General features: G+C 48.9%; 24 protein-coding genes. 13 read left to right on the top strand and 11 right to left on the bottom strand.

Annotation, left to right across the window (positions count from 1 at the left end):
* Positions 1-29: 29 nt before the first annotated feature.
* The gene (locus KNP74_RS09605; RefSeq protein ID WP_131472018.1) at positions 30-866 is read right to left on the bottom strand and encodes an aldo/keto reductase; all 837 of its coding nucleotides are present in this window, start codon (positions 864-866) and stop codon (positions 30-32) included.
* Positions 867-1,008: 142 nt separating this feature from the next.
* Here KNP74_RS09605 and KNP74_RS09600 point away from each other — a divergent pair, with 142 nt between their 5' ends.
* The 6 genes from KNP74_RS09600 (at position 1,009) to KNP74_RS09575 (ending at position 5,609) form a co-directional block, all read left to right on the top strand.
* Positions 1,009-1,269 (top strand): hypothetical protein, encoded by a 261-nt coding sequence (locus KNP74_RS09600; RefSeq protein ID WP_214764138.1) that lies wholly within the window; start codon positions 1,009-1,011, stop codon positions 1,267-1,269.
* Between the two features lie 656 nt (positions 1,270-1,925).
* The gene (locus KNP74_RS09595; RefSeq protein ID WP_214712453.1) at positions 1,926-3,779 is read left to right on the top strand and encodes a heavy metal translocating P-type ATPase; all 1,854 of its coding nucleotides are present in this window, start codon (positions 1,926-1,928) and stop codon (positions 3,777-3,779) included.
* Between the two features lie 192 nt (positions 3,780-3,971).
* Complete coding sequence (locus KNP74_RS09590; protein WP_029333960.1) at positions 3,972-4,205, top strand: heavy-metal-associated domain-containing protein; 234 nt, start codon at positions 3,972-3,974, stop codon at positions 4,203-4,205.
* 33 nt (positions 4,206-4,238) lie between these two features.
* Entirely contained in the window at positions 4,239-4,538 is a 300-nt protein-coding gene (locus KNP74_RS09585; RefSeq protein WP_128123856.1) for an iron-sulfur cluster repair di-iron protein, ric, read from the top strand.
* A gap of 65 nt (positions 4,539-4,603) precedes the next feature.
* Positions 4,604-4,837, top strand: coding sequence for a heavy-metal-associated domain-containing protein (locus KNP74_RS09580; protein ID WP_214764137.1), 234 nt, complete (start codon positions 4,604-4,606; stop codon positions 4,835-4,837).
* Between the two features lie 64 nt (positions 4,838-4,901).
* On the top strand, positions 4,902-5,609 hold the full coding sequence (locus tag KNP74_RS09575) for a Crp/Fnr family transcriptional regulator (RefSeq protein ID WP_251130138.1): 708 nt from the start codon (positions 4,902-4,904) through the stop codon (positions 5,607-5,609).
* 261 nt (positions 5,610-5,870) lie between these two features.
* Here KNP74_RS09575 and KNP74_RS09570 read toward each other — a convergent pair whose 3' ends face one another.
* The gene (locus KNP74_RS09570) at positions 5,871-6,551 is read right to left on the bottom strand and encodes a helix-turn-helix domain-containing protein (protein WP_131472012.1); all 681 of its coding nucleotides are present in this window, start codon (positions 6,549-6,551) and stop codon (positions 5,871-5,873) included.
* Positions 6,552-6,723: 172 nt separating this feature from the next.
* Here KNP74_RS09570 and KNP74_RS09565 point away from each other — a divergent pair, with 172 nt between their 5' ends.
* Positions 6,724-7,137, top strand: a complete 414-nt coding sequence (locus tag KNP74_RS09565; RefSeq protein WP_131472010.1) for a hypothetical protein — start codon at positions 6,724-6,726, stop codon at positions 7,135-7,137.
* A gap of 14 nt (positions 7,138-7,151) precedes the next feature.
* Here KNP74_RS09565 and ahpF read toward each other — a convergent pair whose 3' ends face one another.
* The 4 genes from ahpF to htpG all read right to left on the bottom strand — a co-directional run bounded on the left by ahpF (position 7,152) and on the right by htpG (position 12,344).
* Positions 7,152-8,675, bottom strand: coding sequence for an alkyl hydroperoxide reductase subunit F (gene ahpF / locus KNP74_RS09560; RefSeq protein WP_214764136.1), 1,524 nt, complete (start codon positions 8,673-8,675; stop codon positions 7,152-7,154).
* Positions 8,676-8,687: 12 nt separating this feature from the next.
* Complete coding sequence (gene ahpC, locus KNP74_RS09555) at positions 8,688-9,251, bottom strand: alkyl hydroperoxide reductase subunit C (RefSeq protein ID WP_021067918.1); 564 nt, start codon at positions 9,249-9,251, stop codon at positions 8,688-8,690.
* Positions 9,252-9,581: 330 nt separating this feature from the next.
* The gene (locus KNP74_RS09550; RefSeq protein WP_214710774.1) at positions 9,582-10,379 is read right to left on the bottom strand and encodes an SRA domain-containing endonuclease; all 798 of its coding nucleotides are present in this window, start codon (positions 10,377-10,379) and stop codon (positions 9,582-9,584) included.
* 96 nt (positions 10,380-10,475) lie between these two features.
* Positions 10,476-12,344: a molecular chaperone HtpG gene (gene htpG, locus KNP74_RS09545; RefSeq protein WP_214764135.1), complete on the bottom strand. Its 1,869-nt coding sequence runs from the start codon at positions 12,342-12,344 to the stop codon at positions 10,476-10,478.
* A 279-nt stretch (positions 12,345-12,623) separates the two neighbouring features.
* Between htpG and gloA2 the strand changes: the two genes are divergently transcribed.
* Positions 12,624-13,004, top strand: a complete 381-nt coding sequence (gene gloA2 / locus KNP74_RS09540) for an SMU1112c/YaeR family gloxylase I-like metalloprotein (protein ID WP_138860185.1) — start codon at positions 12,624-12,626, stop codon at positions 13,002-13,004.
* Between the two features lie 26 nt (positions 13,005-13,030).
* Here gloA2 and KNP74_RS09535 read toward each other — a convergent pair whose 3' ends face one another.
* Complete coding sequence (locus KNP74_RS09535) at positions 13,031-13,657, bottom strand: TetR/AcrR family transcriptional regulator (protein ID WP_138860184.1); 627 nt, start codon at positions 13,655-13,657, stop codon at positions 13,031-13,033.
* Between the two features lie 122 nt (positions 13,658-13,779).
* Between KNP74_RS09535 and KNP74_RS09530 the strand changes: the two genes are divergently transcribed.
* Positions 13,780-14,529 (top strand): SDR family NAD(P)-dependent oxidoreductase, encoded by a 750-nt coding sequence (locus tag KNP74_RS09530; protein ID WP_034780427.1) that lies wholly within the window; start codon positions 13,780-13,782, stop codon positions 14,527-14,529.
* 220 nt (positions 14,530-14,749) lie between these two features.
* Positions 14,750-17,374: a S8 family peptidase gene (locus tag KNP74_RS09525; RefSeq protein WP_214764134.1), complete on the top strand. Its 2,625-nt coding sequence runs from the start codon at positions 14,750-14,752 to the stop codon at positions 17,372-17,374.
* 49 nt (positions 17,375-17,423) lie between these two features.
* Here KNP74_RS09525 and KNP74_RS09520 read toward each other — a convergent pair whose 3' ends face one another.
* On the bottom strand, positions 17,424-17,750 hold the full coding sequence (locus KNP74_RS09520) for a hypothetical protein (protein WP_214764133.1): 327 nt from the start codon (positions 17,748-17,750) through the stop codon (positions 17,424-17,426).
* Positions 17,751-17,874: 124 nt separating this feature from the next.
* Here KNP74_RS09520 and KNP74_RS09515 point away from each other — a divergent pair, with 124 nt between their 5' ends.
* Together KNP74_RS09515 and KNP74_RS09510 are read left to right on the top strand one after the other, a co-directional pair.
* A complete protein-coding gene (locus KNP74_RS09515; protein WP_214764132.1) occupies positions 17,875-18,285 on the top strand; it encodes a hypothetical protein in 411 nt (136 codons plus the stop codon).
* A 35-nt stretch (positions 18,286-18,320) separates the two neighbouring features.
* Positions 18,321-18,755 (top strand): hypothetical protein, encoded by a 435-nt coding sequence (locus KNP74_RS09510; RefSeq protein WP_214710770.1) that lies wholly within the window; start codon positions 18,321-18,323, stop codon positions 18,753-18,755.
* 31 nt (positions 18,756-18,786) lie between these two features.
* Here the strand turns inward: KNP74_RS09510 and rluF are convergent, their stop codons facing one another.
* Positions 18,787-19,497, bottom strand: coding sequence for a 23S rRNA pseudouridine(2604) synthase RluF (rluF, locus tag KNP74_RS09505; protein WP_214710769.1), 711 nt, complete (start codon positions 19,495-19,497; stop codon positions 18,787-18,789).
* A 96-nt stretch (positions 19,498-19,593) separates the two neighbouring features.
* On the opposite strand from rluF, the gene KNP74_RS09500 reads away from it, so the two are divergent.
* Positions 19,594-20,403: a hypothetical protein gene (locus tag KNP74_RS09500; RefSeq protein ID WP_214764131.1), complete on the top strand. Its 810-nt coding sequence runs from the start codon at positions 19,594-19,596 to the stop codon at positions 20,401-20,403.
* On the opposite strand, the gene KNP74_RS09495 is transcribed toward KNP74_RS09500, so the two are convergent.
* Positions 20,391-21,050, bottom strand: a complete 660-nt coding sequence (locus tag KNP74_RS09495) for a C39 family peptidase (RefSeq protein ID WP_138860179.1) — start codon at positions 21,048-21,050, stop codon at positions 20,391-20,393. The genes KNP74_RS09500 and KNP74_RS09495 overlap by 13 nt on opposite strands.
* A gap of 72 nt (positions 21,051-21,122) precedes the next feature.
* Positions 21,123-22,499, bottom strand: coding sequence for a YjiH family protein (locus KNP74_RS09490; protein ID WP_138860178.1), 1,377 nt, complete (start codon positions 22,497-22,499; stop codon positions 21,123-21,125).
* Between the last annotated feature and the right edge of the window lie 70 nt (positions 22,500-22,569).

Here is a 22,569-nt window from a genome sequence, read left to right as displayed (position 1 = left end):
AAGATTGAGCCCAGACGGCTCAATCTTTTTTAGTATTCCTCGTATTCTCTCGGGTCTTGATTATCGATGCGGCCGTCTTGCTTCGTCAGGGCGTTGAGCGTCTCCATCTCGTCCTCGGTCAATTCGAAGTTGAAGACGTCGAGGTTCTCTTTTTGGTGCAACTCGCTCGACGAACGCGGGAGCGGGATGACACCGAGTTGGACGTGCCAACGCAGAATGACTTGGGACACGGTCTTGCCTTTTTGTCTTGCTAGTTCCGCGATCGTCTCGTCATGCGTGACGGTCCGGGCTCGGCTCAACGGACTCCATGCCTCAGTGATGATGCCGCGCTCTTTGTCAGCCTGACGCTGCTCCACTTGGGAGAAGTATGGGTGGAGCTCGATTTGGTTGATGACCGGTGTCTCACCCGTCTCCTCAATCAAACGGTCGAGATGCTCGGGCATAAAGTTCGAGACGCCGATGGAGCGGATCCATCCGTTCTCTTTCGCTTGGATGAGGGCGCGCCAAGCCTCGACGTATTTGTCTTGTTTCGGGTTCGGCCAATGCAACAAGAACAAGTCCCAATAGTCGAGATTCGCCCGGTAGAGCGACTCACGAATCATCTCGAGCGCATCGTCGTAGTCGAAGTATTGGGCGCGAAGCTTGGACGTCAAAAACAGTTGCTCGCGCGGGATGCCGGATTGCCGGACGGCTTCGCCGACCGTTCCTTCATTGTCATAGCGAATTGCCGAATCGATGAGACGATAGCCGTTGCGGATAGCGCTCGTGATGGCGTCGACGCCCGGTTCACCTCGTAAATAAACGGTGCCGAGCCCGATTGCCGGAATCTCGTAGCCGTCATGTAGTTTGATGGTTGGGATGTTCATGAAATGCCTCCTCATTCAAAATCCGTTCTCTTGTCCGATATTCCACTTTCCCGGGGAATCAAACGTTTGAATCGGTCGGAGTTAATTAAAATGGAGTTGCCTATTTTCCTGTTTTTGGGGTAATTGGCATGAGGTGATGGGGATGAAGTGGTGGTGGATGTTCGGGATATTGGCCATTGGAGGAATGATGTTCGTCAATGAGGCTTGGTATGGAAACTCGGCGGCGTTTGGAACGGCGACCAGTATGATTATCGTGGCGTTGATTGGCCTAAAGAGTTTAGAAAACCGATATCGGATAAGAATGGGAGTCATCTTTTCATTATTGATTGCTGAAGCGATTTACTTTGGGTGGCCGAGTTATTCAGTCGCCGAGGCGGAACATACTTTGAAACATTCACACTGATACGGAACAAAGCCCGAAAACACGCGATCTTACGCGCTTTTGATTTAGAGTTGGTGTTTGTTTGGTGTTTAAAGATAATAAACGAAAATTAATGATGAAATACAAAACGGCCCTTTTTACACTTTCTGTTAGTGTTTGGATGAGCACCATTTTTTTATTATAGCTTGGAGGGTTTCGTTAAATAGTTGAGTTATTCACACATTCGCGACAAAATGTTAAACAAAACTACCTGTTTAGGTGATTAGGATGATAGCTGTTTGTTAAACAAACTATTTGAGCCTATGGCGGATATTCCAAAAAAAAACGGTAACTGGATCATGTTGTTCCATAATCTTCATTAGCTTTTGTTTAGTAATTGGAGCAAATTCTGAGTAACGCCAATGGATAATGTGAAAGAGTACACTTAAACTAACTACTTTTCTAAAGCCTGCTGAATAAAGAATGTACAATATAATGAATTTTTGTGATTGTATGTCGATGTTCGATAATATATAAGAGTTATTCCGTAAAACAGTTGGTTTTGTTTTGCTGTTCTTTTATAATTTTTCACTTTTACAATAGAACTTGATTCGAATCAATTTTTATTTCATAGAAACATCCTAGACTAGAGTCATCAACAAGGAATACAAATGAAAATGAAATTGGAGGGAATCAACATGCAAAGATATATATTAAGTAAAAAGAATTCCATTACACTGATCAGTGCAATTTTGATTGCACTTGCATTCTTCGGACGATTTTCCTTAGACAACATGGCCATTTTCAATTGGTCGCTCATCATTGCATCCATTCTTGGTGTGGCGCCGATTGCAATCCAAGCCTATCAGGCATTAAAAGTAAAAGTTGTCAGTATTGATGTTTTAGTTACCATTGCAGTTATTGGAGCAGTATTGATTCAAAATTATGAGGAATCAGCCATCGTTACTTTCTTATTCTTATTTGGTTCTTACTTGGAGCAGCGTACCTTGAACAAAACACGTTCTGCCATTAAAGAATTAACAGAGCTGGCACCAGAAAGTGCTTTAAAGCAAATGGAAAACGGAGAATTTGAAGAAGTAGATGTCGATGATGTAGACGAAGGTGATATTTTATTAGTTAAAACGGGTGCAAAAGTTCCGGTAGATGGAACAGTGTTAACTGGTGAAGGTCACATTAATGAAGCAAGTATTACTGGAGAATCTCTACCTGTAAGTAAAAAGGTTGATTCTGAAGTATTTGCAGGATCTATCTTAGAAAATGGAACGATCCAAATTCGAGCTGATCGTGTTGGAGAAGATACAACATTTGGTAGAATTATAGAATTAGTGGAAGAGGCACAGGATTCCAAATCAGAAGCAGAACGTTTCATTGACCGATTCTCAAAATACTATACACCAGCTGTGTTAGTCCTTGGTTTTATTGTTTGGTTTTTCTCAAAAGATATTGAACTAGCTATCACGATTCTTGTTTTAGGATGTCCAGGTGCATTAGTTATCGGAGTTCCTGTATCCAACGTTGCCGGTATCGGAAACGGTGCACGTAATGGTGTCCTCTTAAAAGGTAGTGAAGTTATCAATGACTTTAGCAGAGTAGATACTATCGTTTTTGATAAAACAGGAACATTGACAGTAGGAAACCCTGAAGTTGCCGAAAAAGAATTTTACGGAAAAAATACTGAAGAGGTTCTAGGATATTTAGCAAGTGTGGAGCGTGAATCGGACCACCCACTAGCGAAAGCTGTCCTACAGGATATTGGCGAGATAACTTTCTCTACTGTTGAAGAAACCGAAGTCGTTAAAGGTGGCGGAATTGTAGCAAAAATAGGTGTTCATCGTATAGCCGTGGGTAACGTAGCTTTAATGGAAAAGAAAAATGTGAAATTAAGCGAAAAAGCTAAAAAAGACGTCGAACGCTTTGAGAAAAATGGGAATTCTCTTGTGTTAACTGCGGTCGACGGAGAATTAAACGTTCTGATGGGTATTCGGGATCAAATCCGCCCAGGTGTTAAAAAAGATCTTCAAAAACTGAAAAAACTAGGGGTCAAAAACCTTGTCGTTCTTTCTGGGGACAACCAAGGAACCGTAGATTTAGTTGCTCGAGAACTTGGGTTAACAGAAGCACATGGTCATATGCTACCGGAAGGAAAATCTGCTTATATCGAAAAAATGCAAGCAGAAGGCGGGATCATTGCCTTTGTCGGTGACGGAGTGAATGATAGTCCTTCACTAGCCTTAGCAGATATCGGAATTGCCATGGGAAGTGGAACAGATGTTGCAATTGAAACATCAGATGTTGTTTTAATGAATTCTGACTTTAGTCGTTTACCACACGCATTAGGCTTAACAAAATCAACTTCAAGAAACATGAAACAGAACATTACCATAGCAGTTGGTGTGGTATTAGTCTTACTTGCCAGCCTACTATTTGGTGAATGGATGAATATGTCAATCGGGATGTTGGTTCACGAAGCAAGTATCTTAGTAGTCATCTTGAATGGTATGAGATTGCTTCGATACCGTTTGAGAGAATAATTTTAATAGAAAGCAGTCTTGATGAATGATAAAGGGGAAGTATTCAGGTAGGAAGAACAAAATACTCCCCTACTTTTTCTTAAAACTTGATTTGCATCAAATTCATTTCGTTGAACCTGAACTATACTTAAATTGTAAAGAAGAAGAGGGAAAACAAAAAAATAAAAGATAAGATGAAAGGAGAAATAATTCATGCAAAAAGCAGTTATTCAATTAGAAACATTATCTTGTCCATCTTGTATGCAAAAGATTGAAAATGCGGTGAAAGGATTAAACGGGGTTAATCATGATAGCTTAAAAGTATTATTTAATGCCAGTAAAGTAAAAGTAGATTTTGATTCAGAAACGATCACCATTAACGATATCGAAAAAGCCATTGAAGACTTAGGATATCCAGTCGTCAAATCAAAAGTAAAATCGGCCTAAGACCAAAAAACCACAAGAAAGAGGGAATGAATAATGTCTGAACAGACATTTAACGAAGTAATAACAAACCATTTTGAAAAGCTAGATTTATACACCACTGCAATTACACGGGCCCATGGTAAGAATCACCCAGAAGCCTTTGAAGTACGTGAATTGTTTGAAACAATTAGTGGAAAAGTAAAAGACGCAGGTACGAACAAACCTGACTTAGATGCTGAATTTGCTCAATTACGAAAAATCACAGACAACTACACCATTCCTGGAGATGTATGTGAAACGTATGGAGGCACATTCGAGATGTTATCAGAAGTAGATAAAGCATATCAGGCTTAAAGTAACTCAAAAACAAAAGAATAGATTGGTTTACGGTCGTTAAAAAATGAAGGGGGAAATGATTTATGCAAAAAGTAACGATTCAATTAGAAACCTTATCTTGCCCATCTTGTCTCCAAAAGATTGAAAATGCGGTGAAAGGAATAAACGGTGTGAATCAAGATAGCTTGAAAGTAATGTTCAATGCAAGTAAAGTAAAAGTAGATTTTGATTCAGAAGCAGTCGCTATTAACGATATCGAAAAGGCGATTGAAGACTTAGGATATCCTGTTGTCAAATCAAAGGTAAAACCTGCTTAATCGAGTGAATAGAAAGGAAGCCTAGGATGCCCTCTTAGGCTTTTTATAAAAGGAAGAGGTTATTTTGGAACAAAACCAATGTTGTCATCACCAACATGGACATGCAGAATGTATTCGTATTGTCCCCATTTTCAACCATTTGGAAGACTCACAAATGGATTTGATTGCGGAATCTGCCAAGACACTTCATCTTAAAAAAGGGGAAATGTTATTCCGTGCAGATGAGGAAGATGATACCTTATATATTATCAATTCAGGTAAGGCTCGGATTTACCGCTTATCGGATTCTGGAAAAGAACAACTTGTTCGCATTTTAAATCCTGGTGATTTTACAGGTGAAGTCGCCATTTTCCAACCTGGAAGTATTCATGAGAATTATGCGGAAGCACTACAAAATACATCTATTTGTTTAATTAAACGAGGTGATTTACAGAAGTATTTGGTGGAATATCCGCAGATCTCATTAAAAATACTGTCAGAAATAACGATGCGTTTAAAGGATTCTGAAAAACAAACCACACAAGTAGCGATTGAAAATGTAGAAACCCGCATTATATCCTTTTTAGCTGAGAATATTGAAAAGGGAAGTGGCAATAGTCCAACGATTATCTTACCAATGTCCAAAAAGGATTTAGCCTCGTATCTTGGTACCACACCAGAAACAATCAGCCGTAAATTTACTACTCTAGAAGAACTTGGATTGATTAAACAGTTACCGAAAAAGAAAATTAAAATAATGGATTTAGATCAATTGTTACTTCATACTAAATAAATATAAGCAGAGTAGCGTGCCATCATTAACGTGTTAAGTTTAATAGTACAAAACATAAAATAACAAACATTTTAGCAATCCAATTAGCATATAAAATGGATTGCTAATTTTTGTTGATTTAACAATGTTTATCTACAAAAAGAAAGAGAAATGGCTACTTATTTGGCACTTATTTTACCAAGATGACATAAACTTGTGTCAACTGCATAATTCATTAGCAAAACACCCCTATTAACTAAGCTAATTACTCTGGACGGTTTGTCAAATTAAGCGCAACACTTCCTCCGCGAAGGCCTCGTGTGCGGTCTTCCAGCCGAGACATTTCCTCGGCCGCCCGTTGATCTTGGCGAGCGCGTCCACGATCTCTCCTTGGCCGACCGTCGCGAAGTCCGATCCTTTCGGGAAGAACTCGCGCAGGAGGCCGTTGGCGTTCTCGTGGCAGCTGAACTCCTTGCCCCGGTCCGTCGTCGCCGTCCTGAACGTGCCCTCCGGGAAGGCGGCGTGCACCGCATGAATCGCCCCCTCCATCGAGGCCGCGGTGCGGTCCGCGATCGGCTTTTGACGTTTCCCTTTCTGGCGGAGCACGGTCAGGGGCACGTCGATCCGTCCCGCATAGATCCAACGGTAGATGGTGGAGAAGGCAATTATTCCTGTGTAGAGACGGCCGACGATCTGTTCCGGGGACCAGGTCGCACGCAGCTTCCCGACGATCGTCCGGCGCATCGTGTCGTCGAGTTTCGTCTTGGCGCCACAGTTGGTCTTCGCCTTCTCGTAGCGTTTCTGGGCACGTTCAGCCACGTAGTCGGGGTTCCGTCTGATTTCCCGCGAGACGGTCGAGGGCTGTCGCCCGAGCCGTCTCGCGATGGACCGGATGGACATCCCAAGCTCCAGATACGTCTCTATTTTCACGCGTTCCGTTGTGGTAAGATGAATATAGCTCATAGCGATTCCTCCGTCTGAATGTTTGTGTCGTAACTTCATTCTACACGAGGACGTCGCTGTGGGCTTTTTGTGCGTTCACTTTTGGGTGTTGCACTTAATTTTATAATTCATCAAACCAAAATGAAGTTGCCTATTTTCCTGTTTTTGGGATAATTGAAGAGAGGTGATGGGGATGAAGTGGTGGTGGATGTTCGGGATATTGGCCATTGGAGGAATGATGGTCGTAAATGAGGCTTGGTATGGAAACTCGGCGGCGTTTGGAACGGCGACCAGTATGATTATCGTGACGTTGATTGGCCTAAAGAGTTTAGAAAACCGATATCGGATAAGAATGGGAGTCATCTTTTCATTATTGATTGCTGGAGCAATTTACTTCGGGTTGCCGAATTATTCGGTCGCTGAGGCAGAACATAACCTGAAACAAGTACATAAGAACGTGAACTATGTGAATGATGTCGGGGTGGTGAACGAAGGCTGGAATCCGTTTCAACCAAACCGTGTCTATTTATTTGAAATCGATTCAGGGGACCGAGTCTTGTTTTTACCCGATTCAGGAGACATTATAAAAACGCGTCCTCCAATGTGAGGACGCGTTTCTGATTAGTTGCGAATCATATAATCGAAAGCACCGAGTGCGGCAGTCGCACCAGATCCCATCGAGATGATGATTTGTTTGTAGGCGCTGTTCGTGCAGTCACCTGCTGCGAACACACCTGGAACGTTCGTCGCGCCATGACGATCAACGACGATCTCACCGAAGTTGTTGCGTTCGACCGAGTCGAGCCAGTCCGTGTTCGGGACGAGGCCGATTTGGACGAAGACGCCTTCGAGTTCGACGTGATGCGTCTCGTTCGTCTCACGCGACAAGTACGAGATGCCGTTCACTTTATCCGTACCCGTGATTTCTGTCGTCTGTGCGTTCGTGACGACGGTCACGTTCGGGAGGCTGTGGAGACGGTCTTGAAGCACTTGGTCGGCTTTGAGTTCAGAAGCGAACTCGAGCACCGTCACGTGTTTAACAATCCCAGCGAGGTCGATCGCTGCTTCAATTCCAGAGTTGCCGCCACCGATGACTGCGACACGCTTGCCTTCGAAGAGAGGGCCGTCACAGTGCGGGCAGTAGGCCACACCTTTGTTTTTGAACTCAGCTTCACCTGGGACGTTGACGTTACGCCAGCGTGCACCCGTCGACAGGATGACGCTCTTACTCTTCAAGACGGCACCATTCTCAAGTTCGACTTCGACGAGGTCAGTTTTCTCAAGACGCTTCGCGCGTTGGAGATTCATGACGTCGATGCCGTATTCTTTCACGTGCTCTTCCAAGCTCGCGACGAGTTTCGGGCCTTCCGTGTAAGATGTGCCGATGAAGTTCTCAATCCCCATCGTGTCCATCACTTGACCACCAAAGCGTTCCGCGACGATGCCGGTCCGGATGCCTTTACGAGCCGCGTAAACCGCTGCGCTCGCACCAGCTGGGCCGCCACCGATGACGAGGACGTCATACGGGTCTTTGTTGTCAAACGCCGAAGCGTCAGGACCAGTTCCGAGTTTCGCCAAAATCTCTTCAAGTGACATGCGTCCGTTGCCGAACGCCTCACCGTTCAAGAAGACGGTCGGGACAGCCATGATCTCTTTCGCTTCCACTTCTGCCTTGAACGCGCCACCGTCGATCATCGTGTGTGAGATGTTCGGGTTGAGGACGCTCATGACGTTGAGTGCCTGGACGACGTCCGGGCAGTTGTGGCAACTGAGGCTGATATACGATTCGAAGTGGTACGTGCCTTGAATGTTTTGAATCTGTTTGATCGCATCCGCGTCCACTTTCGGCGCCCGGCCGCTCACTTGGAGCAACGCGAGGACGAGTGACGTGAACTCGTGACCGAGCGGGATTCCTGCGAAGACAATCCCTGTCTCTTCAGACGGGCGGTTCACGCTAAAGCTTGGTGTGCGTTCGAGTGTGACATTCTCGACCGAAATGCGTGACGACATGCTCGCGAGTTCGTTCACGAGGTCGAGCATCTCTTTAGAGACCGCGTCATCTCCAGCGCTGACACGGAGGACGACATCGCCCTCCATGAGCTGGAGATATTGGTCCAACTGTTGTTTAATATCTGCTTCTAACATGAAATCCGCTCCTTACAACTTGCCGACGAGGTCGAGGCTCGGGCGAAGTGTTGCAGATCCTTCTTCCCATTTAGCCGGGCAAACTTCGCCTGGGTTGTTGCGGACGTATTGTGCCGCTTTGACTTTGTTGACGAGTGTGCTCGCGTCACGGCCGATGCCGCCTGCGTTGATTTCAACTGTTTGGATGACGCCGTCTGGGTCGATGATGAACGTACCGCGGTCAGCAAGGCCATCTTCTTCGTTCAAGACGTCGAAGTTACGTGAGATTGTGTGTGATGGGTCACCAATCATGATGTACTCGATTTTACCGATTTTCTCAGACGTTTCGTGCCATGCTTTGTGCGTGAAGTGTGTGTCAGTCGATACTGAGTAGACTTCGACGCCGAGGTTTTTAAGTGTCGCGTATTCGTTTTGAAGGTCTTCAAGTTCAGTCGGGCAGACGAATGTGAAGTCAGCTGGGTAGAAGCAAACGACGCTCCATTGACCTTTGAAGTCGTTGTCCGATACTTCGAGGAATTCACCTGTTTGGAATGCTTGTGCTTTGAAAGGTAAGATTTCTTTGCCGATTAATGACATGGGATATGTCCTCCTTGGTTTTTTACTCTAGTGGGATTCTATCTCTACTAGAATAATTATAATGTAATACTAACTTCATATAACCCGCCAAAAATGTCAAGGCGTTTGCATGCTTGGTAAAAAGTTGATATATCAACGGTAAATGGATAATACGCATGGTAAAAGGGAAGAAAACGGTTACAAAATAAATGTGAGTTTTTTTCAATAACCTATGCAAAAAAAATAAAACCTTACTCATAGATATAGATTTGCTGAAGAAATGAACACACGATTCTCGTAATAAGTCGTCACATTATCAATTACAAATAAAAAACCTCAATCTAAAGCAGATTAAGGTTGTTGAATCTTATTGATGATATGTTGATTAAATTCTACTCGGTCTATACCTTTATGCAGGCGAGCGTGACAGTTCGGACAAACTGCTACGACTTGATCCGGTTGCGATAAGCCATCATCGGATTCTTTATAGAGCGAGTGGAGCTCGAGATAAGGTCCGTTTTCCGTTTCAAACGGAGCTGGTTGCCCACAAGCTTCGCAACAGTTATTGGCACGAGCCAGCACATAATAAAGAAGCGCTGCTGTTTGTTCGCGAACTTGTAACTTTCGAGCGGACATACTTAAGCCGGTGGCTCGTTTGGGATCGCGTGATGCAATTTCCTCTAACTCTTCAATTGATTTATAGCGCATCGTCGATGAGAACTGATGAGCTTCTTCCTGAATTACATGCAGTGGTTCAAACGCAAAGACGATCACTTCTCGTTGATTGTGATATTTATCAATTCCAAATTGAATATCAAAACCAATTAAAATGAGTTGATCGACAAAGCGGTAAGTCCCTCGTCCAAGCGATTCGAATAAATAAACGTCTTCGCCATTTTCTACATGGTTAAGGAGCGCTTTATTTCCGAAAGAAAACGATTGATTCCCTTCCTGTCCTTCTCCGCTGTAATAGTAGAGACCGTCATCTTCATTCCAGCCATTTTTATAGCCAAACTCTTTATCCATTCCACTATCGAATATAAAGATGAGTTTATGTTTGTTTGGGGTACTAATCCCTCGTTGTCGACTTCCACCATAACGATCGTGAAGTTCAGAGCGTTTATACAACTTATTTTTTTCGAACAGCATATGACACCTCATTCCCAAGAATTTCTTCTACGTTAAATTGTATCACGTCTCCATATGAATAAATGAAAAAGACAGAGGTCGCCCTCTGCCTTTCCATTATTCTGCCATCAACGCGCAAACCGCGTTCGAATAGGCGACCGGATCTTCAATCGGTAACCCTTCGATGAGGAGCGCTTGCTGATATAGTAAATCGGTATACTGTTTCGCTTTTGCCTCGTCTTCCTTATAGACGCGCTGTAACGTCTGGAAAATGGCGTGGTCGGCGTTCACTTCAAGCACTTTCTCGGCTTTCATGCCGCCGCCGTTCGGCATCGTATTCAAAATCTTCTCCATCTCGATCGAGACGTCACCCGCGACCGTCAAGCAGACCGGGTGTGACTTGAGTCGTGTCGAGGCGCGCACTTCTTTGACGCGGTCCCCGAGCTCTTGCTTCATGAAGGCGAACAAGTCTTTGTTGTCGTCGTTCAGTGAATTTGCCTCGGCGTCATCAAGTCCGAGGTCACCGCTCGCAATCGACTTGAACGCTTTGTCGTCATACGACTGGAGCATCTTGATGGCGAACTCGTCGATTTCTTCGGTGAAGTAGAGAATCTCGAACCCTTCTTCTTTCAAGCGTTCCGCCTGTGGGAGGAGGTCGATGCGGTGAATCGATTCACCCGTCGCATAATAGATGTACTTCTGGTCGTCTTTCATGCGCGCGACGTATTCTTTAAGTGTGACGAGCTTCTTCTCGTTCGATGAGTGAAACAAGAGCAAGTCTTTCAACTCGTCCTTGGCGGCACCGAACTGGTCGTAGACGCCGAACTTGAGCTGACGTCCGAACGACTCGTAAAATTTCTCGTATTCCTCGCGCTCGTTTTGAAGCATCTTCTCGAGCATGCCTTTGATTTTCGACTTCACGTTTTTGGCGATGACGCGGAGTTGACGGTCCTGTTGCAGCATCTCCCGGGAAATGTTGAGCGACAGGTCTTCCGAGTCGACCATCCCTTTGACGAAACCGAAATAGTCCGGGAGCAGGTCAGGCGACTTCTCCATGATCAAGACGCCGTTCGAGTACAGCTCGAGCCCTTTCTCGAACTCTTTCGTGTAATAGTCGAACGGGACCGTCGATGGGATGTAGAGGATCGACTGGTAGCGAATCGTGCCGTCGACGTTCAAGTGCAGGTGCTTGAGCGGCTCGTCGAAGCCGTAACGTTTCTCGTGATAGAACGCCTTGTAGTCCTCGTCCGAGAGTTCGCTCTTCCGTTTGCGCCAAATCGGCACCATGCTGTTGACCGTCTCTTCTTCGACGTAATCCTCGTACTCGTCCGAGTCTTCTTTTTGACGGTGCTTCGTCACGTCGAGCTTAATCGGATAGCGGATGAAGTCCGAATGCTTCTTGATGAGCGAACGGATCTCGTACTCTTCGAGGAACGATGAGTACGTCTCGTCGTCCGTGTCAGCTTTCACGTGCAACGTGATCTCAGTCCCGATGTCGGTCTTATCTGTCGGCTCGATCGTGTAACCGTCTGTGCCTTCCGACTCCCACAAGTAGCCTTGTTCGCTGTCGACCGAGCGGGTGCGGACCGTCACACGGTCTGCCACCATGAACGCCGAGTAGAAGCCGACACCGAATTGGCCGATGAGGCTGTGGTCTTCTTCCATCTTCGTCGCCTGCTTCATCGCGAGCGAACCGCTCTTGGCGATAATCCCGAGGTTCGACTCGAGCTCTTCGGCCGTCATCCCGATTCCGGTGTCGCGGATGGTGATCGTGCGGGCGTCTTTGTCGAGCTCGACTTTAATGAAGTAGTCGTCCTTGTTGAAGTCGATTGCCTCATCTGACAAGGCCCGGTAATACATCTTGTCGATGGCGTCACTCGCGTTCGAGATGAGCTCACGGAGGAAGATGTCCTTATGCGTATAGATTGAGTGGACCATCAACTCTAAAATTCGTTTCGATTCGGCTTGAAACTGTTTCTTTGTCATGATCGTTCTCCTTTTTGTTTTTTCATTTTTGGCACTCTAGATATAAGAGTGCTAACACTATTGATTATCCTAATTTTTAGGAAGATGTCAACCCGGTACAAACAAAAGATTGACGCGGGGCTCGGATTCGCCTATAGTTGAGTACATGCGATGAGCTGGTCTATGTAAGACGGCGGACATTCCTTCGGGAGCACGTTGTGGAGCGTGGTTCGACGCGGTAGACTTTTCGAGAGCACCTCTAGTGAGAGGTGCTCATTTTTTTGTATATGGGGGATTATGATGCAACTACATACCATCCATCACGTGGCGCTTATCGCCTCAAATTATGACGAGGCGAAACGGTTCTACATCGATATCCTCGGTTTCGACGTCATCCGCGAGCATCATCGTCTGGACAAAGGCGACCACAAGATCGACCTGCGGCTCGGCGCGTACGAGCTCGAGCTGTTCATCAAACCGGATAGCCCGAAACGGCCGAGCTTCCCGGAGGCGTGTGGGCTCCGTCATCTCGCCTTTAAAGTCGACGATATCGAGGCGGTCGTCGCCGAACTGAATACGCACGGTGTCACGACGGAACCGATTCGGTATGACACGTTCACGGGCGAGAAGATGACCTTCTTCTTCGACCCGGACGGTCTGCCGCTCGAACTGCACGAATAAAGCCCCTTCACGCGAAGGGGCTTTTGTTATGAGCGCACATACGACAAGAGCATCTCTCGCAACACCCGTTGTTGGATGTGCGGTTCGATATCGTCCTCTAAATAACTGATGTGAGACTTCAAAATGATATTGTTGCCGAACGTCCCGAACGCGTTGATGATGGTGACGACGGTCGTTTTCACATCGATGTCGCCTCGAAGCGAGCCGTCCGTCTTCCCATGCTCAATGAGCGGTTCGAGCGTCTCCATGATCTCGCGCTGTAGTCCGATGTAGTTATCGATTCCGGGAAGGGGACTTACGACGAACGAGGCATAACTCTCGAACGCCTCACGGAAGCGAGAGTGACTCGTCCGTTTCATTTGTTGGTCGAGCAAGTAGTCAATGATCGCCTCGAGTCGCGAGTACGCATCTCCCGTCCGGCTCGTCAATTCCTTGAACGCGTCAAGCGTCGGTGCCAAGTTACGGACAGCCGCTGCGACAATCAATTGATCTTTTTTCGGGAAATAGCGAAACAGTGTCGCGACCCCGATTTCGGCGGCATCAGCGATATCCTGCATTTGGACGCGCTCGAATCCGTCTTTCAGAAACAGGGTTTCAGCCTGACTGATGATGCGATTTAATCGTTCTTCTTTGTTTTGTTGACGTTTACTCATATCATCACCTCTTTGTTCTCTTGTCATTATAACGCTTTGAAGCAGTTTCGTTGAGAATTGAATGTGTATCGACTACTATTATGATAGTTAGACTATCATAATTAAAGATTGGAGCTGGAACAATGCGGTTAACGGGGAAAGTAGCGGTCATTACGGGGGCAGGCAGCGGTATGGGTGAGGAGACGGCCAAGCTGTTCGCGCGCGAAGGAGCGACGGTTGTCGCGACAGACATCAATGTAGACGCGGTGACACGTGTCGTCGAAACGATCCGGGCGAACGGAGGAGAGGCGCTCGCGCTTCAGCACGACGTCACTTCGCGCAGTGATTGGGAGAGAATTTATGATGAAGTGCAATCGGTGTGCGGGAAGCTCGATATTCTCGTCAACAATGCGGGCATCGCGCTTGCAAAACCGTTCTTGGAACAGACCGAGGACGACTGGTCACGGACGTATCGAATCAATATCGATGGCGTCATGCTCGGGACGCAGTATGCCATCCCGCTCATGGAGCAAAATGGCGGCGGTTCAATCGTCAACATCTCGTCAATCTCGGCGCTCACCGGTATGGCCGGGGCAGGTGCCTATACGGCTTCAAAAGGGGCCGTTCGCTCACTTACGAAGGCTGCGGCCGTCGATTACGGGAAGCACAATATTCGCGTCAACTCGGTCCATCCGGGCTATATCGTGACGCCGATGAGCGCGCCGCACATGGAGCACCCGGACTATAAACAGCATTTCCTGAATCAAATCGCTTTGCCGAATCTCGGTCAGGCGGGGGAAGTGGCTGCGGCTGTCTTGTTCCTTGCATCGGACGAGGCGAACCACATCACCGGAATCGAACTACCCGTCGACGGGGGTGTCACGGCCAAATAAGAAAAATCATTTGTCCAGGTCAGAGGAAATTCCTCTGACCTTTTTCATATTATTTTTCGAAAAACCATATTAAAGATAGACAAATTGAGCGTTTCCTAAAATAATGAAATGAAGTGATTTTTTGGAGTTAATTGTTGGAACCTTCAAGCCATTATCTCGTATACATGAATTGACGGATCCGTCGGTCGTAGCTATGGACATGTAGAAATGAGGAAAACAGATGAAAGCAACATGGAAACAAGTATTATCATTCGTCACGGTGCTCATGCTCGTCTTGGCCTTGATCCCGCCCTACGTGAGCGCGGATGCAGGAGCGGGCATGCAAGATGCGAAGACGCTCAGCCCGGGAGTGGAGGTCGCGTTTGAGACCGGGACGGACGCAACGAATACATATTGGTTCAAGATGGAGCGGGGTGCCCCGTCATCGATGACACATATGGAAATCCAGTTCGAGTCAACAAAACTCGCGAACATCTCGGTCTATCCGAGCGCCGACATGGCAGCGAAAGATGAGACGTTCGAACAATATCGTTCGAGTGCGACACAAGAGGAAGAACAACAGGCGGCGACGATTCGTCTCCCGTATGCGTGGGAAGGTCCGTACTACATCAAAGTGGAGTACCTTCCAATGACAGAAGACGCGGAGGAGGCCGCTGCGTCTGACATCAAGCTCGTCTACAACCCGGTCAAATTGCCGGTCAAATATGAGAACATCGAGACTGAGGCCGGCATGTGTGCCGTCGAGTCGATTTTGAATCCGACGCCGGAGCGCGACTCGATGTTGAAGCTCATCCGTCGCATTCAGACGGAAGTGTTGTCGCAGTCTGAGGCCGGGAACGATTTGGCCGCCTTGTACTATCGCACGTCTCAGTACTTGATCAAAGCGATTGTGAAAGACGGAGCCAAACGTCAACAAGCGTACAATGATTTGAAGGCGCTACAGCCACTCATGAACGCGCTCGTCGACCGCAAGGCGTACACGCTCACGAAAGCGGATGAGGCTGCCATCAAGAGCTTGCAGGCCTTCGTGACGACAAACGTCCCGACCGCGTTACAGGCAGAAGTAAACAAAGTAGCAGCCAAACTCGGCACAGGTACACTTGCCGGGACACCGCTTCAAGATGTGATGGTCAAATTCGGAGTATCGATTGAAATTGATGATGCCCCGCGTTATATCGTCAAATACAAGTCGTCACCGAGCAAGTCGCTCGGCAAGATGAACGCGTTATCGAACGTCTCGGCAGAGAAAGTCGATATCGGTCGCCCAGGTGACCACTTCGCGGTCGTCGATGTCGAGTCGGCGAGCACGAAAACGCAGGCGACGGCCAAGACGACGCTCGAGCGTGACGCGAACGTCGAATTCATCGAGCCGGTTCAGACGTATCAAGCGTTCATGGCCGACACGAGTTACGACTATCAATGGTCACTCAACTCGAAATCGGTGTTGCAGCCATTCAAGGAAGCTGGAATCGGAATCGATGCGTATGAGGCTCTCAAATTGCCGGTCCGTTCGGTGAAAGTCGCCGTCCTCGATACGGGTGTCGACTATCGCCTCCTTGATTTCAAAGGACGTGTCGACATCGCCAACGAGAAAAATTTTGTCGACCCGAATGGGGAAGGCAGCGCGATTGACGATCACGGACACGGGACACACGTGGCCGGCGTCATCGGTGCGATTCAAAACAACGGGACATCGATGCGCGGGATGATGCCTGCTGTCTCGATTCTCCCAGTCAAAGTGCTCGACGCGAGCGGTTCTGGGGACACGGAACAAATCGCGCTCGGAATCAAATATGCCGTCGATGCTGGTGCGAAAGTTATCAACATGAGCCTTGGCGGCAGCGAGAGCCGGACGATCGGCTACATGTTGAAGTACGCCTATGACCGCGGTGTCGTCGTCGTGGCGGCAACGGGGAATGATGGCGATTCAAGCCTGTCGTACCCAGCTTCATCGAAGTACACGATCTCGGTCGGTGCGACGAACACGTTCGGCATCGTCTCAGATTACTCGAACTATGGCTATGGTGTCGATGTCGTGGCACCGGGCACGAAAGTCGCGAGCCTCGTCCCGAACGGTAACGTCGTCTATATGGACGGCACGAGTATGGCGACGCCACACGTCTCGGCCGTCGTTGGATTACTGCTATCGACACGTCCGGCACTCAAAGTCGAAGAGATTCGCCAATTGCTCCATCGTACGGCAGAGCCGCTTGCTTTCTCTGGCGGGGATGCGACAGGTGGAATGAGCTATGAAGACGGCCTTGATTATTTCATGGAAGACTCGGAAGAAGAACTTCCGTTCAACTATGACTACATCAGCGGCTATGGCAAGGTTAATGTGCACCATGCAGCTTCGATGCTACGTCTCTACGCCAAGCCAGGCGTCGTCCGTGACAATTCGACGGTGTTTGCTGCTAGCGTGCAGAGCGGGACGACAGTGACGGTCTATAACGGCGAGAAACGTCTCGCGACCGGAACATCGAAACAAGCTCGTGTCGCATTGAATATCGGAGCTCAAAAAGCAGGCACGGTTCTCCGGGTCGTCTATAGCAACGGGAAGCTCGTCTCGAGCGAACGCCTTCTCGTTGTGAAAGGTGCCCGTGCGAAACAACCGACCGTCTCGACACCACGTGCGAACGCGAAGCAAGTATCGGGTCGCGCGGATGCGGGAATGACGGTCATCGTCCGAGACGCGAAGCGCCGAGTCATCGGAAAAGGGACGACCGGCCTCACGGGAACGTTCGTCACGAAGACACGCACCCTTAAAAAAGGGGAACGCCTCTCGATCCACATCGAGGACGCGAAAGGTCGCGCGAGTCAGATGAAACACGTCGTCGTCAAATAAGGACACATGAAACAAGGAGTTCGCTGCGGCGAACTCCTTGTTTTGCCTTCTACTCGAGAATGCCGAGGAGCTCCATGACCAATAAAAGGAACAGTCCGGAGCCGAGAACGGCCGCGAAGAAGACGAGCACGGCGTACTCTTTTTGTTTCAAGATGGCCCACCATCCGGTCACGAACGCTCCGAGCCCAAGGACGAAGAATGTGGTCATGTAGCTGAGCCGTAGCATGTTCGCGGCGTTGTCGCTCCAGAGCGTCGAGTGGAAGGTCGTATCGAAGTTATCGAGCAGGAGGAACGGCACGTACATGGCGAGGAACAAGCCGATGAGGATAATCGACCACTTGCCGACCGAGGTGCGTGGGAACAAGGCGCCATTCATGACGATTCACCTCTTTTCATTACAAAATCATCTGTATAGGACTATTCCCGTTTTGGTGAAAAGTTGACGAATTTCGTTGAAACGACATGATATAGTGAAAATGAGAGAGCGAGGGGTGGGAACAGTGGAACAGTTCAACATGAAACGGATGTGGGAAGACGGTTTGGAAATGGAAGTCGTATTGACCCTGAAAGGAAAATGGTGCGAGGTCACGGTGGACGAGTATGTCACTGCATCCGACATTGACACGCTCGTCTCCACCTTATCCGCGTTCAATGCACGAAATGGGAAGTCGCCCCAGACGTGGACACTCGATGTCCCGCAAGTCCACGTCTCCTTGACGTTCGAACTTGCGAATGGGCGAGGCACCGTCCAAGTCAACGCCGTGGTCGAACAAATGAAAGGCGATGGCGGGGACGTGAAGGCGACGTTCTCGTTCGAGACGACGATGGGGCAGATGGATGATTTGCAGCGACAACTGTCTGTTTTCTTGGCGCGCGAAACCGACCTGGTCGAATCGCTTCGTCCGGAGTAAGTAGCCAGATCAAAGTGAGAAAGCGGGTGCAAAAAGTGAAAACTCAATTCGAGATGGAACGGATTTGGATGGACGAGACGGAGCTGTTCTATCAGATTAGGCTTCAGCTCCATGCATCTGTCTGTTCGAGCAATCAAGATGTATATATGCAGGATGAGACACTGCAAGAACTGATTGACTCGATTGCTGGATTCAACAACACCTGGGGCAAGGAACCCGTGATTTGGCAGTTGTTGGACCCTGATGCGGATGACCATAAAATCAGCCTCACGTTCACGATGATTGATCGGACAGGCACGATTCAAGTCGACGTCTTCATCCATGACGAGTGGCAACACGATCCGTTCGACCACTTCCATGCGACCTTCAAGTTCAAGACGACGATGGGGCAGCTCGATGACTTATGCGCTCAACTCAAACGCTTCATCCGACGAGAGACCGACCATGTCGCATCGCTCTATGAACGATGACAAGCCCAGACAAAAAGCGTCTGGGCTTGTTTTAATACCATTCTTTCGGTTCGTAATTCAATTCACGGAACAACTGCTCGCGTTCTTTTTTCGACAGGTCGCGCCATTGTCCGGGCGGGAGCTTGCCGAGCGTGATGTTCATGACACGTACGCGCTGAAGGCGGTACACCTCGTAACCGAGCGCTTCACACATGCGACGGATTTGGCGGTTGAGCCCTTGCGTCAGCGTGATGTTGAAATCGAACTTCGACAGTTGATGGACTTTACACGGCAACGTCTTTTGGCCGAGGATTCTGACGCCGGCTTCCATCTGTTCGACGAACTCCGGGGTGATCGGCTTATCGACCGAGACGATGTATTCTTTCTCGTGCTCACCCTCGGCGCGAAGAATCTCGTTGACGATATCGCCGTCGTTCGTCATCAAGATGAGCCCTTCCGAGTCTTTATCGAGACGGCCGATATTGAAGATGCGGAGCGGGTGGTTGACGAGGTCGACCAAGTTGCCTTTGACTTTCTTCTCGGTCGTGCTCGTGATGCCGACCGGTTTATGGACGGCGATATAAACGTTGTTTCGTGCGACACGGGCGGCCGAACCGTTGACGAGTACTTCGTCTCCCGGGTTCACTTGGTCCCCGATTTTTGCTTTTTTCCCGTTGATGGTAACCCGTCCTTCTTCGACGAGACGGTCGGCTTGGCGGCGGGACGCCTTGCCGGATTCACTGATGAATTTATTGATACGCATAGATCCACGTCCTTTGTTTGGCTTCGTCCTCTCACTATAACGTATTTTACATGTGCCTAAAAGCGGGAAACGACCGAGTAGAGAGGATGTGGCACGATGAATCAGGCACGTGTGCTCTTGCAAGACGCGATTCGATTTCAACAAGCGCTCATGACGTCGTCGTTTCAGGAGGAGCTGATTGATGGGGCCTCGCCGGTCTTATGGTATGGGCGGCCGACAGAGGGACAGTTTCTCACCGTAGGGACGAACCCGTCGCGCGGCGAGTTTTTCGAACGGGACGGCGCAGTTCGTAGAGGAGCGTCACAAAAGTTCTATTGGCGTGATCAACCGCTCGAAGCCTACCTGCAAGATGAAAGTGCGCTCGAAGCGACGCTTGATTACGCTGCGGCCTACTTTGAGGCGGGAAGAGCGACGACGAGCTGGTTCGGTAAACCGGGCGGGGCGAAGCTCGAGGCCCTGCTTGAAGGCATGGGCCGCTCATTTTACGACGGGTCCGCGCTCCATGTCGACTTCTTCAAATATGCGACGTCGCGTCAAATGGGACAATTGCGGACAGGACGACAGTGGATGGAGCACCCGGCGTCACTCGATTTGCTCGAACGGACAATCCGTTATGTGACCCCGTCCCGTTTGATCGTCCTGGGGCGGGATAACTGTGCGGCATTTAATGGGTTCACGCACAATGAACGGCTCGACGCGTATCCAAGTGCCCGGTTCGAGCTCGGTTATCATGCGACGCTCCATGTCCCGATGGTCGGACTGCATTTCAAACCGTCCGAAGTGTTCGTCGGTCTCGGGAACGGTCGAGACGCGTTCGGGCTCCACCATGGCTCGTATGCGAAACGGGAGCATCTGATCCGAATCGGAGCGGCCATCGAAGCGAGCGCTCGTCGTTATTTTGGCTGAACGTCAAGCTTTGGCGGCTGGACGCGTGTGATACTGCCCCAAAAGTTGAACTCGTTGAAATCGATATAGCGGATGTCGCGGGAGCGGTTATCGAGCACCTCGAGCAAGATAACGTCGGGAAAGCCGGGTTTGTGGAAGATGATATAGCCGATCCCAGTGACAGAGTGATTTTTATAAAACCCGTTCGCCATATTCAGGATGAAAGGGCGGTCGGACTCGAGTTCGCGCTCGAACGTCGACCATTTCCATAGATAACGTGAGCTGCTGTGCCCTTTGTAGCCGTAATGGGCCCATAGTTTCGTGACGATTGTACTGATTCGAGTCGGCGGTGTGCCTTTCTCGTCTTTGAACTGATGGGCGAGCGCAATCTCACGAGCGTCTCGTTGAATCTCGATTACGTCCTCTGGGATTTGGTCATAGCCTTGGTCACGGTAATAACGAAAGACGGCCGTCATCGAGGTGAGCGTACAATTGTTCTTGCCCCCGTTGAACGCTTTTTGAAGCAACACTGGAACCCCGCTGATGCGCTTCTCGCTTTTGACCGTCCAATGGCCGTGATAGCGGTCGTTCACGTATGCCTCAGGGTCGATGATTCCAGCGTAGCCTTTCTTCGCTACTTCGAGCTGTCCGGCGTAATGTTCGTCCATGACGCACCTCCCTTTTTCTTTATTATACAAACAACGCCCGTCCTCTGGAATGAGAGAACGGGCGTGTCGTCGTCAAAAGATGAGATGGGCGACCCCGACGATAATCGGTAACGTGATGATGGTCCGCAACAAGAAGATGAGGACGAGATCGAAGAACGAGATTGGCAATTTTGAGCCGAGCAACAATCCACCGACCTCAGACATGAAGATGAGCTGGGTGACGGACACACAGGCGATGACGAATCGCGTCAACTCGCTCTCGATGCCGCTGCCGAGCACGGCTGGTAAGAACATATCGGCGAACCCGACGACCATCGTTTGGGCCGCGGCCTCTGCTTCTGGCACTTGCAACAGCATGAGAATCGGTTCGAACGGTTTGCCGAGAATCGTGAACAATGACGTGTGCTCGGCGATGACGAGCGCAATCGTTCCGACGGCCATGACGACCGGCAAAATGCCGAGCCACATGTCGAGCACGTTTTGGAACCCGTCTTTGAACGTGGCGCCGGCGCCTTTACTCGATTTTGATTTGAGCAGCGCTTGACGCAGTGCCCAGATGCGCATCGGGACGTTCGCCGGCACCGGTTCTTCCGGTTTCAATTCGGTCTTCTCATAAGCCGTGTCGGGCTTACGTGACAACGGATAGATGCGTGGCATGATGAGCGCGGCGACGATGCCGGATAGGATGATCGTGCCATAATAATGTGGGAAATAGGCGTCGAGCTTCATGTACGACAAGATGACGATCGTGAACGTGATTGAGACGACGGAGAACGTCGTGGCGATAATCGAGGCTTCTCGTTTCGTATAGTAGCCTTCTTCATATTGTCTCGTCGTCAATAAAATCCCGATTGTGGCGTCTCCGACCCAAGATGCGAGCGCATCGAGCGAGGCCCGGCCCGGGAGACGGAACAGCGGGCGCATCACTTTGATGAGCATCGTCCCGACGAATTCGAGCAATCCGAAGTTTAACAAGAGCGGCAATAACATCCCGGCGAACAAGAACGTCGCGAACAAAATCGGGATTAGATCATATAACAACAGTCCGCCCGTGAACTCGGACGTGATCGCCTCGGGACCGATGACGAGTAGCGTCATGACGCCGGCGATGAACCCGATGACGCGCATGACGAACCAGAACGGTGTGACGTTGAACAACGTGTTCATGTGTGGGCGCTCTAGAATGAATGCCGGTTTGACCGCATACGTGATCAGTGAACCGACGACCGAGATGCCCATCATGATGACGGCGATCGTCGGTACGAAGTCGCCAATCAAATCGATCAACCAGTTCGATAAATAGGCGACCGGAATGGTGAACCCGTCACCAGACGGGATTGGGACGATGAAGAACAGAATCCCGATTAACGATGGAATGATGAATTTCATGTAATCTGCTGATGTGAATGTGGGTCCGTCATGACCGGACCGGTTTGGTGTGTGATTCATTCAATTACCCCTTTTCCCCAAACGTATAGTTTGCGTTTCACTGGCACGTCCCCATCGTGCGTTGCGTGAA

It is taken from the genome of Exiguobacterium sp. s141, assembly GCF_018618085.1.
Lineage (GTDB): Bacteria > Bacillota > Bacilli > Exiguobacteriales > Exiguobacteriaceae > Exiguobacterium > Exiguobacterium mexicanum_A.
Note: the sequence above shows the minus strand (reverse complement) of the source record. Positions and strands in the feature narration are given on the sequence as shown.